This window comes from Chryseobacterium aahli (assembly GCF_022699665.1).
GTDB classification, from domain to species: Bacteria; Bacteroidota; Bacteroidia; order Flavobacteriales; family Weeksellaceae; genus Chryseobacterium; species Chryseobacterium aahli.
Window position 1 is genome coordinate 92,854 of record NZ_JALDNB010000016.1, and the last position, 19,541, is coordinate 112,394.

At 34.3% G+C, this 19,541-nt stretch carries 12 protein-coding genes; 9 read left to right on the top strand and 3 right to left on the bottom strand.

Going from position 1 to position 19,541, the window contains the following annotated elements:
• Positions 1-65: 65 nt before the first annotated feature.
• Both MQX03_RS19890 and MQX03_RS19895 read right to left on the bottom strand, forming a co-directional pair.
• Positions 66-1,574 carry a helix-turn-helix domain-containing protein gene (locus tag MQX03_RS19890; RefSeq protein ID WP_242805330.1) on the bottom strand — a complete coding sequence of 503 codons (1,509 nt, stop codon included), beginning with the start codon at positions 1,572-1,574 and terminating at the stop codon, positions 66-68.
• 578 nt (positions 1,575-2,152) lie between these two features.
• On the bottom strand, positions 2,153-3,193 hold the full coding sequence (locus MQX03_RS19895; protein ID WP_129535471.1) for a GMP reductase: 1,041 nt from the start codon (positions 3,191-3,193) through the stop codon (positions 2,153-2,155).
• Between the two features lie 70 nt (positions 3,194-3,263).
• Here MQX03_RS19895 and MQX03_RS19900 point away from each other — a divergent pair, with 70 nt between their 5' ends.
• The 8 genes from MQX03_RS19900 (at position 3,264) to MQX03_RS19935 (ending at position 15,995) form a co-directional block, all read left to right on the top strand.
• A complete protein-coding gene (locus tag MQX03_RS19900; protein ID WP_242805332.1) occupies positions 3,264-4,028 on the top strand; it encodes a prolipoprotein diacylglyceryl transferase in 765 nt (254 codons plus the stop codon).
• On the top strand, positions 4,025-4,258 hold the full coding sequence (locus MQX03_RS19905) for a hypothetical protein (protein WP_229983082.1): 234 nt from the start codon (positions 4,025-4,027) through the stop codon (positions 4,256-4,258). The genes MQX03_RS19900 and MQX03_RS19905 overlap by 4 nt, the downstream gene beginning before the upstream one ends.
• 11 nt (positions 4,259-4,269) lie before the next feature.
• Entirely contained in the window at positions 4,270-5,673 is a 1,404-nt protein-coding gene (locus MQX03_RS19910; protein WP_242805334.1) for a radical SAM protein, read from the top strand.
• A 552-nt stretch (positions 5,674-6,225) separates the two neighbouring features.
• Positions 6,226-7,023, top strand: a complete 798-nt coding sequence (locus MQX03_RS19915; protein WP_242805336.1) for a hypothetical protein — start codon at positions 6,226-6,228, stop codon at positions 7,021-7,023.
• Between the two features lie 78 nt (positions 7,024-7,101).
• Positions 7,102-8,037, top strand: a complete 936-nt coding sequence (locus MQX03_RS19920; RefSeq protein ID WP_242805338.1) for a cell wall anchor protein — start codon at positions 7,102-7,104, stop codon at positions 8,035-8,037.
• Between the two features lie 7 nt (positions 8,038-8,044).
• Positions 8,045-8,539, top strand: a complete 495-nt coding sequence (locus tag MQX03_RS19925) for a T9SS type A sorting domain-containing protein (RefSeq protein WP_242805340.1) — start codon at positions 8,045-8,047, stop codon at positions 8,537-8,539.
• Between the two features lie 33 nt (positions 8,540-8,572).
• Positions 8,573-15,655 carry an RHS repeat-associated core domain-containing protein gene (locus MQX03_RS19930; protein WP_242805342.1) on the top strand — a complete coding sequence of 2,361 codons (7,083 nt, stop codon included), beginning with the start codon at positions 8,573-8,575 and terminating at the stop codon, positions 15,653-15,655.
• Positions 15,636-15,995, top strand: a complete 360-nt coding sequence (locus tag MQX03_RS19935; protein ID WP_242805344.1) for a hypothetical protein — start codon at positions 15,636-15,638, stop codon at positions 15,993-15,995. Before MQX03_RS19930 ends, MQX03_RS19935 begins: the two co-directional genes overlap by 20 nt.
• A gap of 460 nt (positions 15,996-16,455) precedes the next feature.
• Here MQX03_RS19935 and surE read toward each other — a convergent pair whose 3' ends face one another.
• Positions 16,456-17,226, bottom strand: a complete 771-nt coding sequence (surE, locus tag MQX03_RS19940; RefSeq protein ID WP_242805345.1) for a 5'/3'-nucleotidase SurE — start codon at positions 17,224-17,226, stop codon at positions 16,456-16,458.
• 145 nt (positions 17,227-17,371) lie between these two features.
• Between surE and MQX03_RS19945 the strand changes: the two genes are divergently transcribed.
• Positions 17,372-19,501 (top strand): carboxy terminal-processing peptidase, encoded by a 2,130-nt coding sequence (locus tag MQX03_RS19945; protein ID WP_242805347.1) that lies wholly within the window; start codon positions 17,372-17,374, stop codon positions 19,499-19,501.
• The last annotated feature ends 40 nt before the right edge of the window (positions 19,502-19,541 follow it).

The window sequence follows — 19,541 nt, forward strand, 5'->3', positions numbered from 1 at the left end:
TTTAAAAATTTATATAAAAAAGATTGTACAAAAGATATTGCTAAAACTAAGCCAAGAGCAGAATATTATTCACCATCGATATAATTTCTAAGCCAGAACAACAAATCCTGGTCGGGTGAGAGTTCTAGCTTCTTTCTAAAGTTATAACGGTTATTCTCTATCGTTTTTATAGCTTTAAAAGTGTAATCAGCAATTTCTTTAGTACTAAAGCCCAAATAAATATAAGATGCAAAAGTAAGCTCTGTTATTTTAAAATTCTGATTTATTTTAAGCATTTTCGGAGTAAACTGAGGATGTTTCTCCTGAAACTTGATAAAAAATTGCGGACTGTTTTGTTTTGCAAGACTCATCACTTCGTCAAAACTTTCATTGATTTGGTTTTTAAGTACATCTTTTTCAATCTCCTGAATGGCATTTTCAATTTTTAATTTATCTGTAATTTTCTGCGTATTTACATTTCTTTTTTTGTTTTTTCTCAGGAAATAGATAATAATTGCTGCGATAATTAATAAAATTGAAATCATTAAAAGGGTATATATTTTATTCCTCTCTTTTTCGATTTCATTATTTCGTTCCTCCTCTTTCATCACTTCATTGATGATTAAGTCTCTTTCCTTTTTCCGTACTTCATCCATCTCAAGATTTTTTTTCTGATAGAGATCCTGGTAGTATTTTCCTTTTACCATATTCCCTTCCTCAATGTAGGCTTCGGAGATTTTTTTGTACAGATTATTAACAAGTTGTGGATAATGATTTTTCATAAAACCATCTAAAGCTTTGTTGTACAATTCATAAGCTTTTTGATAGTTTTTATTTTTAATTTCAAGATCTGCTAAACCGGTAATTGCATCAAACTTACAAACATTATCATCATTTTTGAAAAAAGCAAGAGACTCATTAAGGTAAATTTTAGCTGAGTCTAATTTATTGACTTTCAGATAATAATGCCCAAAATCATTCGAAGCACAACCATTTTCGGGATATTCTTTCGTTTCTTTAATTTTTGCAAGACTGTTTTTTTCTTTTTTAAGATAATAATACATAGAATCCTGAAGATTCATATTATCATAAAGTATAGCTAAATAAGAGTAGGAAGTACTTTCAGAAAGATAATATAGCGTGTTTTTATTGGGAACCGTCTGAAGAATTTGAAGTGATTGATGATAACTGTCCGCTGACAAGGAATAAAGTTCAAGACTCAGATAATTATCTGCCAGCAAACCGTAAGCTCGTGAGTGATGCAGAATGTCTTTTTTCAGATAATCCTTATAAGTAAGTGCCTTTTTTATATAATTGATGCTCTCACGATACTTTCCGACAGTATACAGGCAGGCTGCAAAGTAATAATAACCGCAGCTTAGACCCATTTCGTCATCTGATTTTTCAGAAAGAGAGATGAGTTTCTGAGATTCTGCCAAAACCTTTTCAGTCTTACCGTCAATGTAGAGACTTTCTGTATAGTCTAATAAATCAGAAATTTTTTGTTTTTTTGAATCAATTTTTTGAGCAAAAAACAAAATGCTGTTAAAAAAAACGATAAGAAAATATATTTTTGAGGACTTTATAAAATCCATTTTTCTTTAAAACTAATGTTGACTAAATTTTTATATTAAAATAACAAAATTTTCATGAAAATCTTTATGCGTTATATCGATAAGATTGATTTCTAATTTGTTGTTGTTTTTAATTAAAGAATAAATGTAGGTTTAAATTAATTATACACAGTATTCTATTTCAAACTTAAAAAATCATAAAATGCCTACAAAAGAAAAAACTTCACATCAATGCAAAGTTTAAAAAAAGAATCAATATAATTTAGTTTAAATAGTAAAGTGAAAATTTATGCAAAATGTATCATATAATTTAAAGATAGAATCAACTTAAGAAATGGCTTATAACTAGCAAAAATTTTTTATACAAAAGGATAAAAAAACTCCGAACACTTTTTCCAAGGAGGACAAAATATTCGGAGATGAATTTCTTCCGTCATTCGTATTCTTTGTGTTTTATTTGATGATGCAAATAGACACAAAAACGTAAAAAACACCAAAAAAACTGCCCCTCAACAAGCCCTCTAGTTTACAAAACCCTTTGTTCATGGTGTTTTAATTAGCTAAATTATAAAACGAAGCAAAATAAAAAATCGCTAAAATCAGTCATTAAAAATCTGATTTTCCTGCTCCTGAACTCTGATGAAAGTCGTTCTTTTTGATAATTCTTTCAAGGTTGAAGCTCCAACATAGGTGCAAGTTGACCGTACACCGCCCAAAATATCTTTCACGGTTTCAGACACAGAACCTTTATATTTTATCTTTACAGTTTTACCTTCCGAGGCACGATATTCGGCAACACCTCCGGCGTGTTTATCCATTGCGGTCTTAGAACTCATGCCGTAGAAAAGTTTAAATTTTTTTCCGTTTTCTTCAATCATTTCGCCGCCACTTTCATCATGTCCGGCAAACATTCCGCCGAGCATCACAAAATCTGCACCGCCACCAAAAGCTTTCGCAACATCTCCCGGAACTTTACAGCCGCCATCAGCAATGATGTGGCCTTTCAGACCATGTGCAGCATCAGAACATTCGATAATTGCCGAAAGTTGAGGATAACCAACGCCGGTTTTCACTCTCGTTGTACAAACCGAGCCTGGGCCAATTCCCACTTTGATAATGTCTGCACCCACCAAAAGTAGTTCTTCCACCATTTCCCCTGTTACAACATTGCCTGCAATGATAATTTTATCAGGAAAATCTTGTCTTGCTTTCTTTACAAACTGCACAAAATGTTCTGAATATCCGTTTGCGACATCAATACACAGAAACTCAATCTGCGGATGCTTATCAAGAATTAGTTTAATTTTTTCTTCGTCAGCTTTTCCCGTTCCGGTACTCAGTGCGATATATTGGTGAATGCTTGTTTCTTGATTGTCAAGGAATTCAGACCACTCTTCCACTGTGTAATGCTTGTGCACAGCGGTGATGATTTTATCTTTTGCCAATTCAACAGCCATTTCGAAAGTTCCCACGGTATCCATATTGGCGGCGATAATAGGTGTGCCTTTCCATTTTTTCTTCGTGTGGAGGAAGGTAAATTCTCTTTCGAGATCAACTTCTGATCGGGATTTTAATGTTGAACGTTTCGGTCTGAACATGACGTCTTTAAAACCCAGCTTTATATCATTTTCTATTCGCATTTTGGTGAAATTTATTATTATTTAAATATTAAACTTAATAATTTACCTTAAATATACTACTTTTGATCAGATGGATTTCCCTGTTACATTTCAGATTTTTGGTAAAACGATTCTCGCACATCCTGTTTTTGAAACATTAGGGATATTTCTTGGGATGCGCTATTATTTCTTTTTAAAAAGAAAATCACCTGAGAAACTATCATTCAGAATTTCTGCTGCGATCCTTATCGGCGCTACTGCGGGAGCATTAATCGGTTCAAAACTTATCGGAAATCTTGAAAATCCCTCTGTTTTATTTGAAGATTTTAGTTTTAAAAGATTCTGGACAAATAATACGATTGTCGGTGGTTTAGCCTTCGGACTGATTGGAGTGGAACTGGCAAAAAAGATCGTCGGTCATAAAGAAAGTACTGGAGATTTGATTGTTTATCCTTTAATTTTGGCCATTATCATTGGAAGAATCGGTTGTTTTCTGACGGGAGTTCATGAAGAGACTTATGGTTTACCAACGACATCAGTCTTCGGAATGCATCTCGGGGATGAATATCTCAGACATCCTGTCGCACTGTACGAAATTGCATTTTTACTCTTCATGTGGTTCGAGTTAAAAATGATTGACCTGAAAAATAAATATGTTTCGGGATTTCTGTTTAAGCTTTTCATGCTGAGTTACTTTTCATTTAGATTTCTTTTAGATTTTATTAAACCAAAAATTGACATCATGGGAAATTTGGGAACTATTCAGCTGGTCTGTCTTTCAATGATTATTTATTACATTTATGTATTAAAAAACGAAAGAAATTTAATTCAACCTAAAAACACAATTAAATTATGAAAATGCTGACACTTTTGGAAGTTGGTGGGTTAGAAGGTTTGGTCGCCATGATCATTCTGATGATTCTTGCTGTAGCTTTTGTTGTATCATTAGTCGTTACAGTTTTTGTAAAATTGATTTATGAAAGTAAAGACGGACGAAAATTTTCTAAAAGCCAGTTTTGGACAACAGTGCTTATTTCAATGTTGATTTGCGGATTGATCAGTGGAGCTGTTTGTGGAGGAATGTAAAAATTGAAATTATGCCAATAAGAAATTATACCTATTACGATTATACCATCAGTCTTTGCCCTGAATGCCTGAAAAGGGTAGGAGCAAAGATCATTATTGAAGATGAAGCGGTTTTCATGACCAAAAGATGTCCTGATCATGGCTTTTTCAAGACAATGATTGCTTCGGATGTTGAGTATTACAAAAATATCAGAAATTACAATAAAGCATCAGAAATGCCCGTTCATTTCGGAACTGATGTGGAATATGGTTGCCCATACGATTGCGGATTGTGTGTAGATCATGAGCAACACAGTTGCTTGTCAATCGTTGAGGTTACCGATCGTTGTAATCTGACCTGTCCGACTTGCTATGCGATGTCATCGCCACATTACGGAAGTCACAGAACTTTGGAGCAGATTGAAGCCATGTTTGACACGATCGTTAAAAATGAGGGTGAGCCTGATGTCGTGCAGATCAGCGGTGGCGAGCCGACGATTCATCCTGAGTTTTTTAAAATTATGGATATCGCTAAGACAAAACCCATTAAACATTTAATGCTCAATACCAACGGAATCAGGATTGCCAACGATCCCGGTTTTGCTGAAAAACTAGCGACTTATGCTCCGGAATTTGAAATTTATCTTCAGTTTGATTCTTTTAAACCTGAAGTTCTGGAAGATTTTCGAGGAAAAGATCTCACGAATGTCCGTATAAAAGCTCTGGAGAAATTAAATGAATTAAATCTTTCTACAACGCTCGTTATCGTTCTTCAAAAAGGAAAAAATATAGACGAGATCGGAAAAGTGATTGAGTTTGCTTTAAAACAAAAATGTGTCCGCGGAATTACTTTTCAGCCTGTCGAAGTTGCGGGAAGAAACCGTGAAGATTCTGCACACGAAAAAATTACTTTAACAGAGGTTCGTCAAGAAATTTTAAAACAGTTTCCCCTTTTGAATGGTGATGATATTATTCCCGTACCTTGTAATCCGGATTCTTTGGCGATGGGCTATATTCTGAAACTGGAAGGTGAAATCATTCCTTTAACGAGATACATCAATCCAGCTGATTTACTGAATAATGAAACGAAAAACACAATTGTTTATGAACAGGATGCTGGTTTGCAGATGCAGCTTTTAGACATTTTCAGCACAGGAATTTCAGTGGATAAAGTTCAGCCTAAAGTAAACCAATTATTATGCTGTCTTCCAGAAGTTTCGGCTCCTAATTTAGATTACGAAAATCTCTTCAGAATCATCATTATGAATTTTATGGATGCGCACGATTTTGACGTTCGAGCAGTAAAAAAATCATGCGTTCATATTGTCAATAAAGATTTAAAAATGATTCCTTTTGAGACGATGAATTTATTTTATCGTGATGATAAAATTAAATATCTGGAGGAATTGAGAAAAGAGGATAGGGTTTTGTTTTAGATTCCGCAGAACTATAATTTAAAAGTAAAATGTTCCCACAGATTTCACAGATTTGCACAGATTCTTGACAAAATAATCTGTGATTTTCATTGTTCAATAACGACATAGGAATCTGATACGTTAAGAAACCACGAAGAGGTTCGCTGATTCAAATAGAAAAAATAATAGTCAATTCACGCAAGTTTGGAAATTTTATTATCATAATTGATAATAATTATTACTATTCCAACTGTTCTGTCTTCTTACTTAACCGTGAAATTAACTGCCATATTTTGCCGTTGTGGTATCTAATTTTATAAAGCTATAACGTAAAAAGATAAATGAAACCAAAATCTAATAAAATTTTGACAGAGTAGGACGTTGTCGTAAACTCTTAGTTATTGCAGACTAATTAATTTTTAATACGTCAAGTTCTGTCGCAGATTGCCAATAGCTTTGCAAAATACATGACAATATTCATATTAAATCTCGTTAATGAGAATATAATATGAGTTAAAAAAAAGTTAATTTCGCCGAACCATTTTTGAAAACGATATGAAAAAAATATTACTTGTGAGCACTGCACTCTTTACCAGCATTTCTTATGCACAAACATGGAATACGACCGGTAACGCCGGGACTAGTATTACGAATAATTTTTTAGGTACTATAGATAACACTCCTTTTATCATTAAAACTAATAATGTTGAGCGTTTTAGAGCTAATAGTGATATCCCATCCGTTATTATTGGTGATATAACGGCCTCAACGACAGGAGTTGGAAATACAGCTCGTCTTGAATTAGCTCCGGTTCATTGTAATGGCTGCTTTTCCAAATGGGCTACCCCGGGTGACTTTGTCGTTAGAAATATGGGTGGACCTAATCTTGAATTTCATCAACCCAATGATAATGCAATAGATCCAAATAGTGACACTAGTACTCCCAATTCGTCAGGGATTTCAAGAATAAAGTTTACAGATGCCGCGCACAAAAGCAATTTGATTATATTCAACACAGGTAAAATTACAGTTGGAACTGATCAGTATGATAATGACCCCAATTTCTTGCTGTATGTAAAGAAAGGTATTAAGGCTGAACAAGTGAAGGTAGAAATTGCCTCAGCAAATGGTTGGGCTGATTATGTTTTTGCAAAAGGATATAAACTGAAAACTTTGGAAGAAGTAGAGAATCACATTCAGGAAAAAGGACATCTTCCTAATATTCCTTCTGCTGAAGAGGTTACAAAAAACGGAGTAAATCTTGGAGAAATGGATGCCAAACTTTTGGAAAAGATTGAGGAGTTGACTTTATACACTATTGAGCTTAATAAGCAAATCAAAAAATTGCAGGAAGATATAAAAGGTAAATAAAATAATACTAAGTGATATTTTATGAATATTGACTTTGATAACTAATATTTAAAATTAATAAAAACGAAAACTCAACAAATGAAAAAAACGTTACTTTTCGCAGGACTTATATTTAGTTCAATTGTATTTTCTCAAAATACCCAGACAAGAAATGATGCAGGTGCACCAACATCAAACAGTGGCTTTTATGAAACTAACACGCCTATAAATTATCCAGATGGAGCTGCAAGTTGGTGGCATCTATTGGATGTAAGACATACAAACGGAACAAATAATTATGGGATGCAGTTTGCAGGAAGTTTTTTTGATCAGGAATTGTATTTCAGAAAAACTAATGATAACGGTTCTCAACCTTGGAGAAAAGCTATTTTAGAAGCAACTCCGGGGAAAGTAAAAATTGGAGTAAATGATGTTACAGCTTCAGATGCCAATTTAAGAATTTTTCAGGCTGAAAATGCGTATACTGAATTAGCCAATTCCCATGGGAGATTTGTGATTGCTAAATCTTCTTGTAATAATTGTTTCGCAACAGGGGCTATTCCTGGGGATGCCGTCATGAGAAACATGGGAATTTCACATAATATTTTATTTTCTATGCCAAACAATGGTAATGATGGAAGTTCTTATATTGGTTTTGAAGATAATCATAATGGGATTTGGGCTAAGTTTTTTAATAATGCCACCGCAAGATTTAACGGGAAAATATTTGCAAAAGAGGTTGAAGTGAAAACAAATGTCTGGGCTGATTATGTTTTTAAAAAAGATTATCAACTCAAGACTTTAGAGGAAGTTGAAAAGCATATTTCGGAAAAAGGACACTTACCAAATATACCATCAGCGTCTGAAGTAATTGAAAAGGGAATTAATGTTGCTGAAATGGATGCTAAACTTTTGGAGAAAATTGAGGAATTAACTTTATATTCAATAGAACAGAATAAGCAATTAAAATCGCAATCTGAGGAGATCAAGGAACTTAAAAACCAGGTTCAACAACTTATTTTAAATCACAAATAAATTTATTATGAAAAGAAAATTACTTTCGGTGTTCTCATTGATTGTGGGCTTTATAGGATATTCGCAAACTCAGACTGAAGTTTATTTCAAATATGATGAAGCCGGAAATCAAAGATACCGTGGCCCAAACGTCAACGGAAAAGCAGCTCCCAAAGATTTATTGGCCAAAGAAACTAAGACTGATACTTTGAAAGTTGAAGAAAAGACCGTAGCTGCAACTCCAACGCTTGATGCGAAATCATTCTGGAAACAAATGAGAATTTATCCTGTACCGGTCAATGACTATTTGACAATTGATTGGACGGATGAACTTGACGAACTTATTGCTACGGTTTCTATCTACCAGCATAGTACTGTTCACTGGAAATTTCAGCAGCAGAATCTTCCTAATCTCAACAAACAATTGAAAATAAACATGACCGGTTATGAATGGGGTGTTTATGTTTTACATGTTCAGTTGAAGGACGGTAGAGTATTCAGCAGAAACATTACCAAACGATAAAAAAATTAATAAACCACCCTATATCTCAAGAATATGAAATTATTCTATTCATTCCTTTTATCATTTTTCATGATATTAGGATACTCACAGACCATTCTTCATCAGACCGAAAGCACAACCAGAACGGTACAAGATCCACAGACTGTCATCATGGCACCTGGTTTTAAGGCAACTTCTGGAGTATCTAATCCATTTATAGCCAAGATAGGTTCCGGAACGGAAAATATAGGTGGCGGACCAACAGACTCTCAGGCTGGAGTCAACAATCCATCCGCAACAACAGCTCCATCCGGACAAAGTTTTCATGATACAAAAGGCAATATCGATGTAAATGGTGCAGGACAATTACAATTTACTTTACCTATTGCTTTACCTCCGGGAGTGAAAAGCGTTGCGCCTCAAGTTAATTTAGTTTACACCAGCGGTTCAGGAAATGGAATTGCTGGTTATGGTTGGAATTTGTCAGGAATTACAAATATTTCAAGAATTAGTAAAACTATTGAGACTAATGGAGAAATAAAAGGAATTCAATTTGATTATTCTGATTATTACAGTTTTAATGGACAGAGATTGATATTAAAGTCCGGGGAATATGGAAAAGACGGTGCAGAATATAGTACAGAAAAATATTCCAATATAAAAATTAGATCGGTTGGAGCAATCGCGGGACAAACTTGGCAAGGTCCGGAATATTGGCACTTGACATTCGAGGACGGTTCACAAGGATGGTATGGAGCTACGGCAGCAGTTGCAAATGTTGCCAAAACTCCGTTGGAATATAATATCGTTAAGTGGAAAGATGCGCAAGGAAATTATATTTCTTACAACTACATGCAGAGTGCTTCTACCAATGTTGCTACCATATCAAATATAGAATGGGGAGGAAATGAGGTAAGTGGCAAACCACATTTTAATAAGATTGAATTTAACTACTTTAATGAAAGAACGTTAAAAGAAGTAAATTTTTTAAATGGAATTAAGTTTATACAAAATCAACTGTTAAAAGAAATTATTGTTAAAACAAACAATAATCAATTTAAAAGATATGCAGTAGAATATACTAATAATGGAACAAGTTATCAGTTTACAAACAAGATAACAGAATATAATTCTGGTGATCAAGCAGCTAATCCAATTTTGGTTAACTACGAACAATACCAACCAGTAAATGAAGAAACAACTAAAGAGAACAGTATCGCTACAAGTAATACTAAAAAATATGGCGATTTTGACATGGATGGTATTACTGATTATCTTGAGTTTATTCCTACTCCAGGATCTTCACCGTCGGGTCAGGTAGGAGTTATTAATTTTAAAAGCTCTGTTTATAAAGATGTAGCATTGATGCCTTTACAATATGAATTCAATAGATTTACATCTGAGGAATTTGCAAAGGCTACATCCATAACATTTAAAAAAGATGGTTATGCTAAGAACAAGATTGGCATCGTAATACCACATAAAGTTGCAACTGCGGATTCCCAACAGCCAAACTTTGAATTACTTGTATATTCTATTGACACTTCTGACTTCAAATTTAAGCTTGAATATACAAAACTGATTCCTTACAGTTTTTACAGTCCCGGTGGCGAACTAAGTGGTGGAACTGAATGTACAGCGGCAATAGCAATCAATGTTGGCTATTTGGAGACTTATGATTACGACGGGGATGGTATTTCAGAGTTGATGATAGGGTTCAACAGAAGGAATAGATGTACAAGCGCTCCTAATCCGTTTAAGACTTCCAACCTCGATAGTAGTCTTGCAACAGAACCTGTTGTGACTTCCAAACTTAATCTTCAACCAAAGATCAACTCATCAAATGTTGAATATGGAGATGATTTGCTATCCAGCATAAAAGCTGATGAAGAAGCTAAAATAATTCCTCCAGGTGGCGGTGGTACAATTGATTTTTTTACATATCACAGATCATTCCTACTTGACATAGACGAAAATCTGGACATCACAACTAACAGCTTTAACTACGACGGAGGGGTTAATATTAATAATGCTTCTGAAAACAATAGAAATAATCGTTTTGCTGATCTAAATGGGGATGGTATACAAGATATTATTCAACTAGCATCTAACGGCACGATGACCAATGTATTTAATTTCAGAAAACAAGCTGACGGAAGCTACCTAAAAGTTAACGTAGGAAATTTTTCAGGTCAAAGTATTCAAGGGGTTTCATCCGGAGCATTATTTGGAGACTTCAATGGTGATAATAAGATTGATATTTTGGTTCCTCAAGCAAATAAATCATACAACTGGAATTTATATACCTCAGACGGCCAAAATTTTAACCAGTCTTTCATTAACAACTTTATTTATTATAGTTCTGGGAATGAAGTATTGATGGAAAGCAGTCATAATGTATGGGAGTCAGGAGGTGGTTGCTCCTTTTCAGAAAGCAGATATTTTCAATACAATGTTGCAGATCTGGATGCGGATGGTAAATCAGATATTGTTGTTAGTTATGTATTTTTACATAACCATGAATGGTCTAACCATCGCGATGAGGAGAAAACGGTTTTACGTACTTTTGTTTATTCAGTCAATAAGACCACCACAAACAATACGGCAAATTATGCGAAGGCATTTTACTCTACGGCTGGTGGGGATAGTGCTTTCTTACAAAGTTCACCTATCCAGACAAACGGAGATTTACAATTTTACAGAGTAAGGGATTGGAGAAGAGAATATACGCAAAAAATCATTCCTTTTGGAACTTTGAGTTTGAACCGAACTAATCAACAGATTATCTCCATAGGTAGACCTGATGATTGTTCAGGAATTATTGGCTGTGCATATAATTATGTTACCCAATATGGGTATACATATACACCAACATTATCCAGAGCCAAATTTATTACACAAGGGAGTAATACAACAGAAGTAATTTATCAGGAACTTAATTCTAAAACTGATCCTAATTTTTACAAGTCAACCAAAAAAGAATTATTTCCGTATTTTGAATTGGAGCTAATCCCTTTATCAACCGCAGTTTCAAAACTTAAGCAAACGGTTCCTAACGGGACATTGATTCAGGACTTTAAGTATAGAGGTTTCTTAAGCCATTTTACCGGCAAAGGTATGATTGGTTTTCGTCAGGCAGCTCGATCTTCGTGGTATGCGAATGGATTTGAAAATACAATCATATGGTCGGGGGTAGAAATGGATCCATTACAAGATGCTGCTCCTGTAAAACAATGGTCTATCAAAACCAATAACAACAACCAAATATTTCCGGGTGATATATCTGAAAACAATACACAACTACTAAGTTTTAAATCGACTACTTACCAGACTGATAAATTGGTAAACGGACAGATAGTTAGTGTTGTTTCAGATGTAGACAAGCCAAAAGCAGTTACAGCTTTTGTACCTAAAAGCATTATAACAAAAGACTTCTTAACAGGTATTATTACTACAGGAAACATCATTTATGGCGACTATTATGTCCCTGTGCAAAGTGTGACTAATGTAAATAATGGATATGCCATAACCACATCTCTATTTGAATACTTTCATAATCTTGCAGGTGTTGGATCAGATTATTATATAGGCCGCCCCAAATCAAAAACAGATGCTACACAAGCTTATGGAGATACTAAATCGGCAAAAGAAGAATATACTTACGAAAATAATCTCTTAAAAACTCTTAAAACATGGAATAGAGATAATACAGGTTATTTATTAGAAACTTATAACTACGATGGCTTTGGAAATGTTACTCAGAAATTAATCAGCAATAGTATAGATTCCCAAGCTCAAAATACATTAGCTGAATATGATTCTAAAGGTAGATTTGTTATAAAAAAGACTGATAACTTAGGATTGGTGACCAATATCTCTTACGATAACTGGGGACAAATTTTAACTCAGACAGACCCCTTAGGAAATGTTCTTTCCAATACTTATGATAGTTGGGGGAAACTAATGACTTCAAAAAGTAATTTAGAGGGTATTACAACCTATGAGTATAAAAGAGATGATAATTCAAATATTACAATCATACAGTATGATTCTGATGGTGATGTAACTAAAAAATTCACGAATAAAATAGGTCAAAATTACAGAACAACTACCAAAGCATTTGATCAGGGACAGTTTGTTTCTAAGGATATTCAGTATGATGTTTTAGGAAGAAAAATTAATGAAAGTGAACCCTACTTTGATGGTCAAAGCCCATGGCAATGGAATACAATCATATATGATGACAACTTTTACCCAACTAAAGTAACCGCAACGGCATTTACTGGCAAGCAGGTGGAAACCACTGTTTCAGGATTAATCACAACAGTAAGAGAAATTAATAATTATAATAAAATCACTACAAAAACTGCTGATGTATTAGGAAATGTTGTCTTATCAACAGATAAAGGAGGTACTATTCAATTTGCATATAATGCAGCAGGAGATCAAATCAGGGCTCAATATGCAGAAAATATTGTTACAACGAAATATGATGCATGGGGAAGGAAATATGAATTTAATGATCCTTCGAATGGATTATATAAGTATGAATATGATGGTTTTGGACAGATAAAGAAAATAATCAGTCCAAAAGGAACCAAAGAATATACTTACAATAATTTAGGTCAGTTAATTACTCAAAAAGAATTATCCACCTCTGATGGAGGAGAAGCAACGAACAAGTTGATTTCTTTCTCCTATGATGATAAGGGAAGGGTAATTGCGAAATCAGGAACATCAAAAGGGAAAGCTTACAGCTCAAATATTCTTTATGATTCTCAGGGAAGAGTACTGTCCTCCTCAGAAAATAGTAATGGAAAATACTTTATCCAGAAAGGAATTACTTATGATGATAAGGCACGTGTTATCTCCTATGAAAAGCAGTTATATTCTTCAGGAGTTCTGACAAAGTTACAGATTGAAAATATTTACAGCTCTTGGAACGGACAATTGTCGACGGTTAAAGACAAAAACTCAGGAAGAGTACTGTGGGTACTTCAGGAAACCAATGCAAAAGGACAGATAGTAAAAGCCAATCTTGGAAGATCTAGAATATTAAATGGCTATGATAATAACGGATTCTTAGCCAATATAGATCATCAATATAGACTTCAATTAGAAGGCACACCAAGCATACTGCAAGTAATTTATAACTTTGATGCAATAAAGAATGAATTAAGCAGCAGAATCACAAGTGGTGACTTAAGCATTACAGAAACCTTTGAATACGATGATAATAACAGATTAATTAATTGGACAAATCCAAGAACAGGACAGGCTTCTCAAAACACCTATGATGTCAAAGGGAGAATTACCCATAATGACCAAGTGGGTACGATGAAGTATGAAAATTCGACCAAGATTTATCAGCCTACAGGAATGACTCTTAATGCTGCCGGAACACAAAATTATAACAATGATCTTATTCAAAGCATTGTCTACAATGAAAATAATGATCCGGTTTTTATTGATGGAGAAAAGGGAGATGTAGCTTTTCAATATGGACTGACGAGCATGAGACAGAGGGTTACCTATGGTGGAAACTTCAATAGTGACGGAGAAGGGAAGTTTACTAAATTTTACAGTGAGGATGGAAGCTTTGAAATTGTAAAAGACAATAATACCGGAAAGGAAAAATATTTGATTTATATAGGAGGAAATCCGTATGAAAGTAATGTTGTGTACATAAAAAACTTTGACGATACGGTTGGGTCCTATAAATTCTTACATAAAGATTACTTAGGAAGTATTTTAGCGATTAGCGATGAAGCGGGAAATAAACTGGAACAGAGACATTATGATGCTTGGGGCAATATCACACATTTAAAAATTGGAGCCGGACTCGTTATTACTGATAAGAATATAATCGATAATACTTCGTTAGTTATAGACAGAGGATATACTAGCCATGAGCATTTTGCAGAAGTTGGCATCATCCACATGAATGGAAGATTGTATGATCCTTTATTAAGAAGATTCTTAAATGCTGATGAAAATATTCAGGAACCTTACAATACTCAAAACTATAATAAATACGGGTATGTACTAAATAACCCCTTGATGTTTAATGATCCAAGTGGAGAGTTTTTTGGCATGGGTGAACTTTTATCTGCTGTGGTTATTGCTACTATGATAGCATCAGCTAGCTATACAGTTATGACATCAATCACTGGGCAGAACTGGGATTTGGGTCAGTTTATGAAAACCAACTTATTTGCCGCCGCTTCTGCGGTTGTGACGTATGGTATAGGGACTGTCTTTACGTCCTCTGCGGGAACGGCATTTGCACAAGAAATTGGAAAATTAGGAACGATATTTGTACAAAGTACTGTACATGCTCTAGCACAAGGGTTTATATCTCTTGTACAGGGACAAGGCTTTGGAAGTGCTTTTGTTTCAGGGTTTTTAGGAAGTGTTGGAGCTTCTGCTTTTACTACTTTTGCTGGTAACTTTGCTAGTAGTGCTACAGGAACAGTCTTGTCTGGAGCTGTTCTGGGCGGTGTTGGTTCTGAACTTACAGGAGGGAACTTTTGGCAAGGAGCGCTGATTGGAGGATTTGTTGCAGGATTTAATCATGTGATGCACTCAATGGGAAATAATATTGAGCCTGACAATGGTTATGATGAAAATGGTAAGAAGATAAATAATGTCGGTGGTGATAAAACAGATTATATTCTTCAAAAAGCTCAATTTGGCGGAGAGGACGTTTACACAATATTAGCAAGTACAGAGGTACAGCATACTTTTGGTCCATATGGAAATCATGAAGGTTATGGATACAGAATGCACAACAAGTTGCAAAGTCCAACTTTATACGATCCAAGTTTTGATCTAATGGTAACTATGGGAGGGACAGGTACAACAATTAAAGGACTTGGATCTTTTAGTTATAAATTTTTGAGAGGAGGGGGAAAAATAAATGGGTTTTCAATAGGAACTAGAGCTGGTTATGGCTCACAACCAAGATTAGATTTTCATAAATTAAGTACGACTATGAAGTCCAGAGCTACCAGTCGTCTAACAATACCGAAGTTCTTAGATGGTAAAAAACTATTTCACTATCATAGAGGAAAAGGTAATAATTTAAAATATCATAGGCCTTGGGAAGTAGGACCAGATGGAGTACGAAGATGGTAATAATGATGAAATACTTTACAATATAATGGAACTAATACAATTTTACACTTACTATATACCTGCGTTAGAAAAAGCATTAGATGAAGATAACATCAATAAACCAATGTATGACATTAAAGATCCTACACAATTTTTAGTCGGTGATTACGAAATTATTAAGAATATTGATTTTTTTCTTGATATATCTTCAGGTGAAAATATATTTTTGGATACAGTAGCATACTATTTTGATGCTATTTCGCATGGTTTTTTATCTATCAACAATACGAGTGTACATGATATGAAGATTTTGATTTGGGAGTATATATATGAAATAAAGAAGAAATATAATCTAAGATAATCCTGGCTGCTCCCGCACGAATCCTTCGTGTGGGAGTATAGATTGATTACCTACAATAAATATCTTCTTTTACTAGACGCTAAATTAGTATATCCAATCTTTTATATAAATATTTAAATTACTAATCCTTCAAATTTATTTGAAAATTTTGATGTGATTCAAAAGTGGTTGATATTTATGATAAAATCAAAAGCTTAAATCAAAAGTATAATGTAATTGCTTGATGGTTATTTAATTGTTTTTTTTAGTTTTTGGTTATATTTAAGTTTTTGATAAAAGACTTTATAAAAGCTTTCGATAAATTATAGAATTAAAATTTAATTTTTAACCTTCAGATTCCAAGTCTTGTCCCGAAGTTTCGGGGATTGTTCTTTTGTTTGACTACGTCGAATCTTCGATTTCAAGACAAAAGAATATAAATAAAAAAAGCGTGAGAATAATTTTCTACGCTTTTCTATTTTTAATCAAACCTCATCACCTCATTCAGCGTATTCATATACTCATACGCCGTCATATCAAATTTAACGGGAACAATAGAAATATATCCGTTTGCCAAAGCCGTTTCATCAGCATCTTCAGACTCATCCATATTATTGAAATATCCGGTTAACCAGTAATATTTTTTACCGTGCGGGTTGATTCTTTCGTCAAAACTTTCTTCCCATTTTGCATTGGCTTGCTTACAAATTTTCACGCCTTTAATCTCTTCTTTAGAAAGTTTCGGAATGTTTACATTTAAAACAACACCTTTAGGCATCGGATTTTCCAACGTTTTTCTCACAATTCCCTGAATATATTCTTTTGCCTGTGTAAAATCTGCTTCCCAACTGAAGTCAAGAAGTGAAAAACCAATCGAAGGAAGACCTTCCACACCGCCTTCTACCGCAGCAGACATCGTTCCTGAATAAATTACATTGATCGAAGAATTGGCGCCATGATTAATCCCAGAAACCACGATATCCGGTCTTCTCGGAAGTATTTTATCTAAAGCCATCTTGACACAGTCTACAGGAGTTCCGCTGCAAGAATAATCTTTTTGTGGACCTTCAAGCTGAACTTCTTCGTAGCTTAAAGTAGAGTTGATGGTGATTGCGTGACCTTTTCCGCTCTGAGGAGAATTGGGAGCTACCACGATTACTTCTCCGATTTCGTTCATAAATTCTACAAGATTTCTGATACCGGGAGCCGTAATTCCATCATCATTGGTTACCAGAATAAGTGGTTTTTCCATAAAAATTAAATTTTAACAAAATTACTTAAAACTAATTGATAATTATAAATAAGGTATTAAATTTGATAGTTTGTAACAGTCATTTAATAAATGCTACTTATTGAATGATTTTTTTTAAACTTAATAAAATATACAATACAGATTTATGTGGAAAAATTTTAAACTAAATAAATTTCTACTCCTTATTCCATTGACAAGTCTTATGTTTTGTTTCAACTCGCCAAAAAATGACGATGAGAAAATGCAGACGATAATGGTGAGCGTTAAAAACACCCTTTCTTATTTACATTACAGCCCAAAACCTATCAATGATGCTTACTCAAAAGATGTTTACAAACATTATTTTGAAATGATCGATCCGGGAAAAAGATATTTTCTGCAGTCTGATATGGCAGAATTTGGCAAGCACGAAACCAAGCTTGACGATTATCTGAACATGGGGGATTTGTCTTTTTATAAATTGACCGTTGACAGATTATACCAAAGAGTTGATGAAATTGATAAGATCACTCAGGATATTTTCAGTAAGCCAATTAACCTGGAAGAAGATGAAACTTTGACTTTGGAGTCTAAACTTAAAAAAGTTCCGACAGATAAGAAAGAGCAATATAATGAATGGAGAAAATTCATCAAATACAATATTCTTCAGGAAATTGAATCGATGAACAGCAAAGAAGAAGCGCAGAAAGAAAAGAAAGATTCTGTGCAGAAGTATAAGCTGAATGACACCATTAAATTGCAGATTCTTACACCTGAACAGAAAAAAATCAAAGCAACGGATGAGGTAAAAGATTTGGTGAAAGAAACGTTCACCAGATTCCAAAAAAGAAAGAAAATGGATTGGTTTACGGTGTATATGAATGCATATACTGAAGTTTTCGATCCGCACACGAACTATTATTCTCCAAAAGATAAAGAAGATTTCGATACTCAGTTCAAAGGAAAAGTGATCGGAATCGGAGCAATCATTCAGGAGAAAAAAGGAAATCTTTTCCTTGGAGCATTAACGATTGGTGCACCGGCCTGGAAATCTAAAAAACTTTCAGAAGGGGATAAAATTCTTAAAGTAAGATCTAAACCTAAAGAAGATGCCGTAAATGTTGTTGGAATGCTTTCTGACGAAGCGGTAAGATTAATCAGAGGTGAAAAAGGAACTCCGGTTACTTTGACGGTTCAGAAAAAAGATAAAACGATTGTTGAGGTGACGATGATCCGTGAGGAAGTGGCTATTGAAGATACTTTCGCAAGAAGTATTATTGTAAACTCTCCAAACGGAAAAAAATACGGAGTCATTAATTTACCAAGTTTTAATGCAGATTTTGAAGACGAAAAAGGAAGAAATGCTTCTGATGACATCAAAAACGAGATCGTAAAACTGAAAGCTCAGGGAATTGAAGGAATCGTTTTAGACCTTAGAAATAACGGTGGTGGTTCATTGACGGAAGTAGGTGACATCATGGGATTATTTATGAATGCAGGTCCTTATGTTCAGGTGAAAGACGGAAACGGAAAAATTCAGACTTTGAAAAATAAACAGGAAACTCCGATCTGGACGGGTCCTTTAGTAATTATGCAAAACGAACTGTCTGCTTCAGCTTCTGAGATTTTAGCAGGTGCAATGCAGGATTACGGAAGAGCAATCATTGTTGGTTCTCCACAATCTTTCGGTAAAGGTACCGTACAGACTTTTGTTGATCTAAACAGATTCTTAAATACAGAAGACGATTTCGGATCATTAAAACTGACGATTCAGAAATTCTACAGAATCAGCGGAGAGTCTAATCAGAGAAAAGGTATCGTATCAGATATCAGAATGGAAGATTTCTTCACGTATGCTGAAGTAGGTGAGAGATATGACGATTTTGCTTTGGCTTGGGACAAAATTCCGAGTTCAAATTATCAGAAACTGAGCTATTTTGACGTGAAAGCTTTAGAGAAATCCAGCAACGACAGAATGGCAAATAATAAAAACTATCAGTTATTATTAGAGTCTGCAAAATGGAGAGAGCAATTAGATAAAGAAGAAACGATCACTTTGAATATCAATAAATTCAATGACCTGATGAAGCAGAGAAAATCTCAGATTGAGAAATTTAAAGCTTTAACTAAATTTGAAAACGGTCTTAAATTCTCAATGTATCCTGCAGAAGTTGAAAGAGAGAAAAAAGATGAAGCATTCAAGAAAAAATCTGAAATGTGGATCAAAAATCTTAAAAAAGATACTTACCTTCAGGAAGCGATGAACATCATTGCAGAAATGAAAGCTAAAGTTTAAGATTATAAATTTAAAAAGAAGCGGCGCTAATCGAAGATTA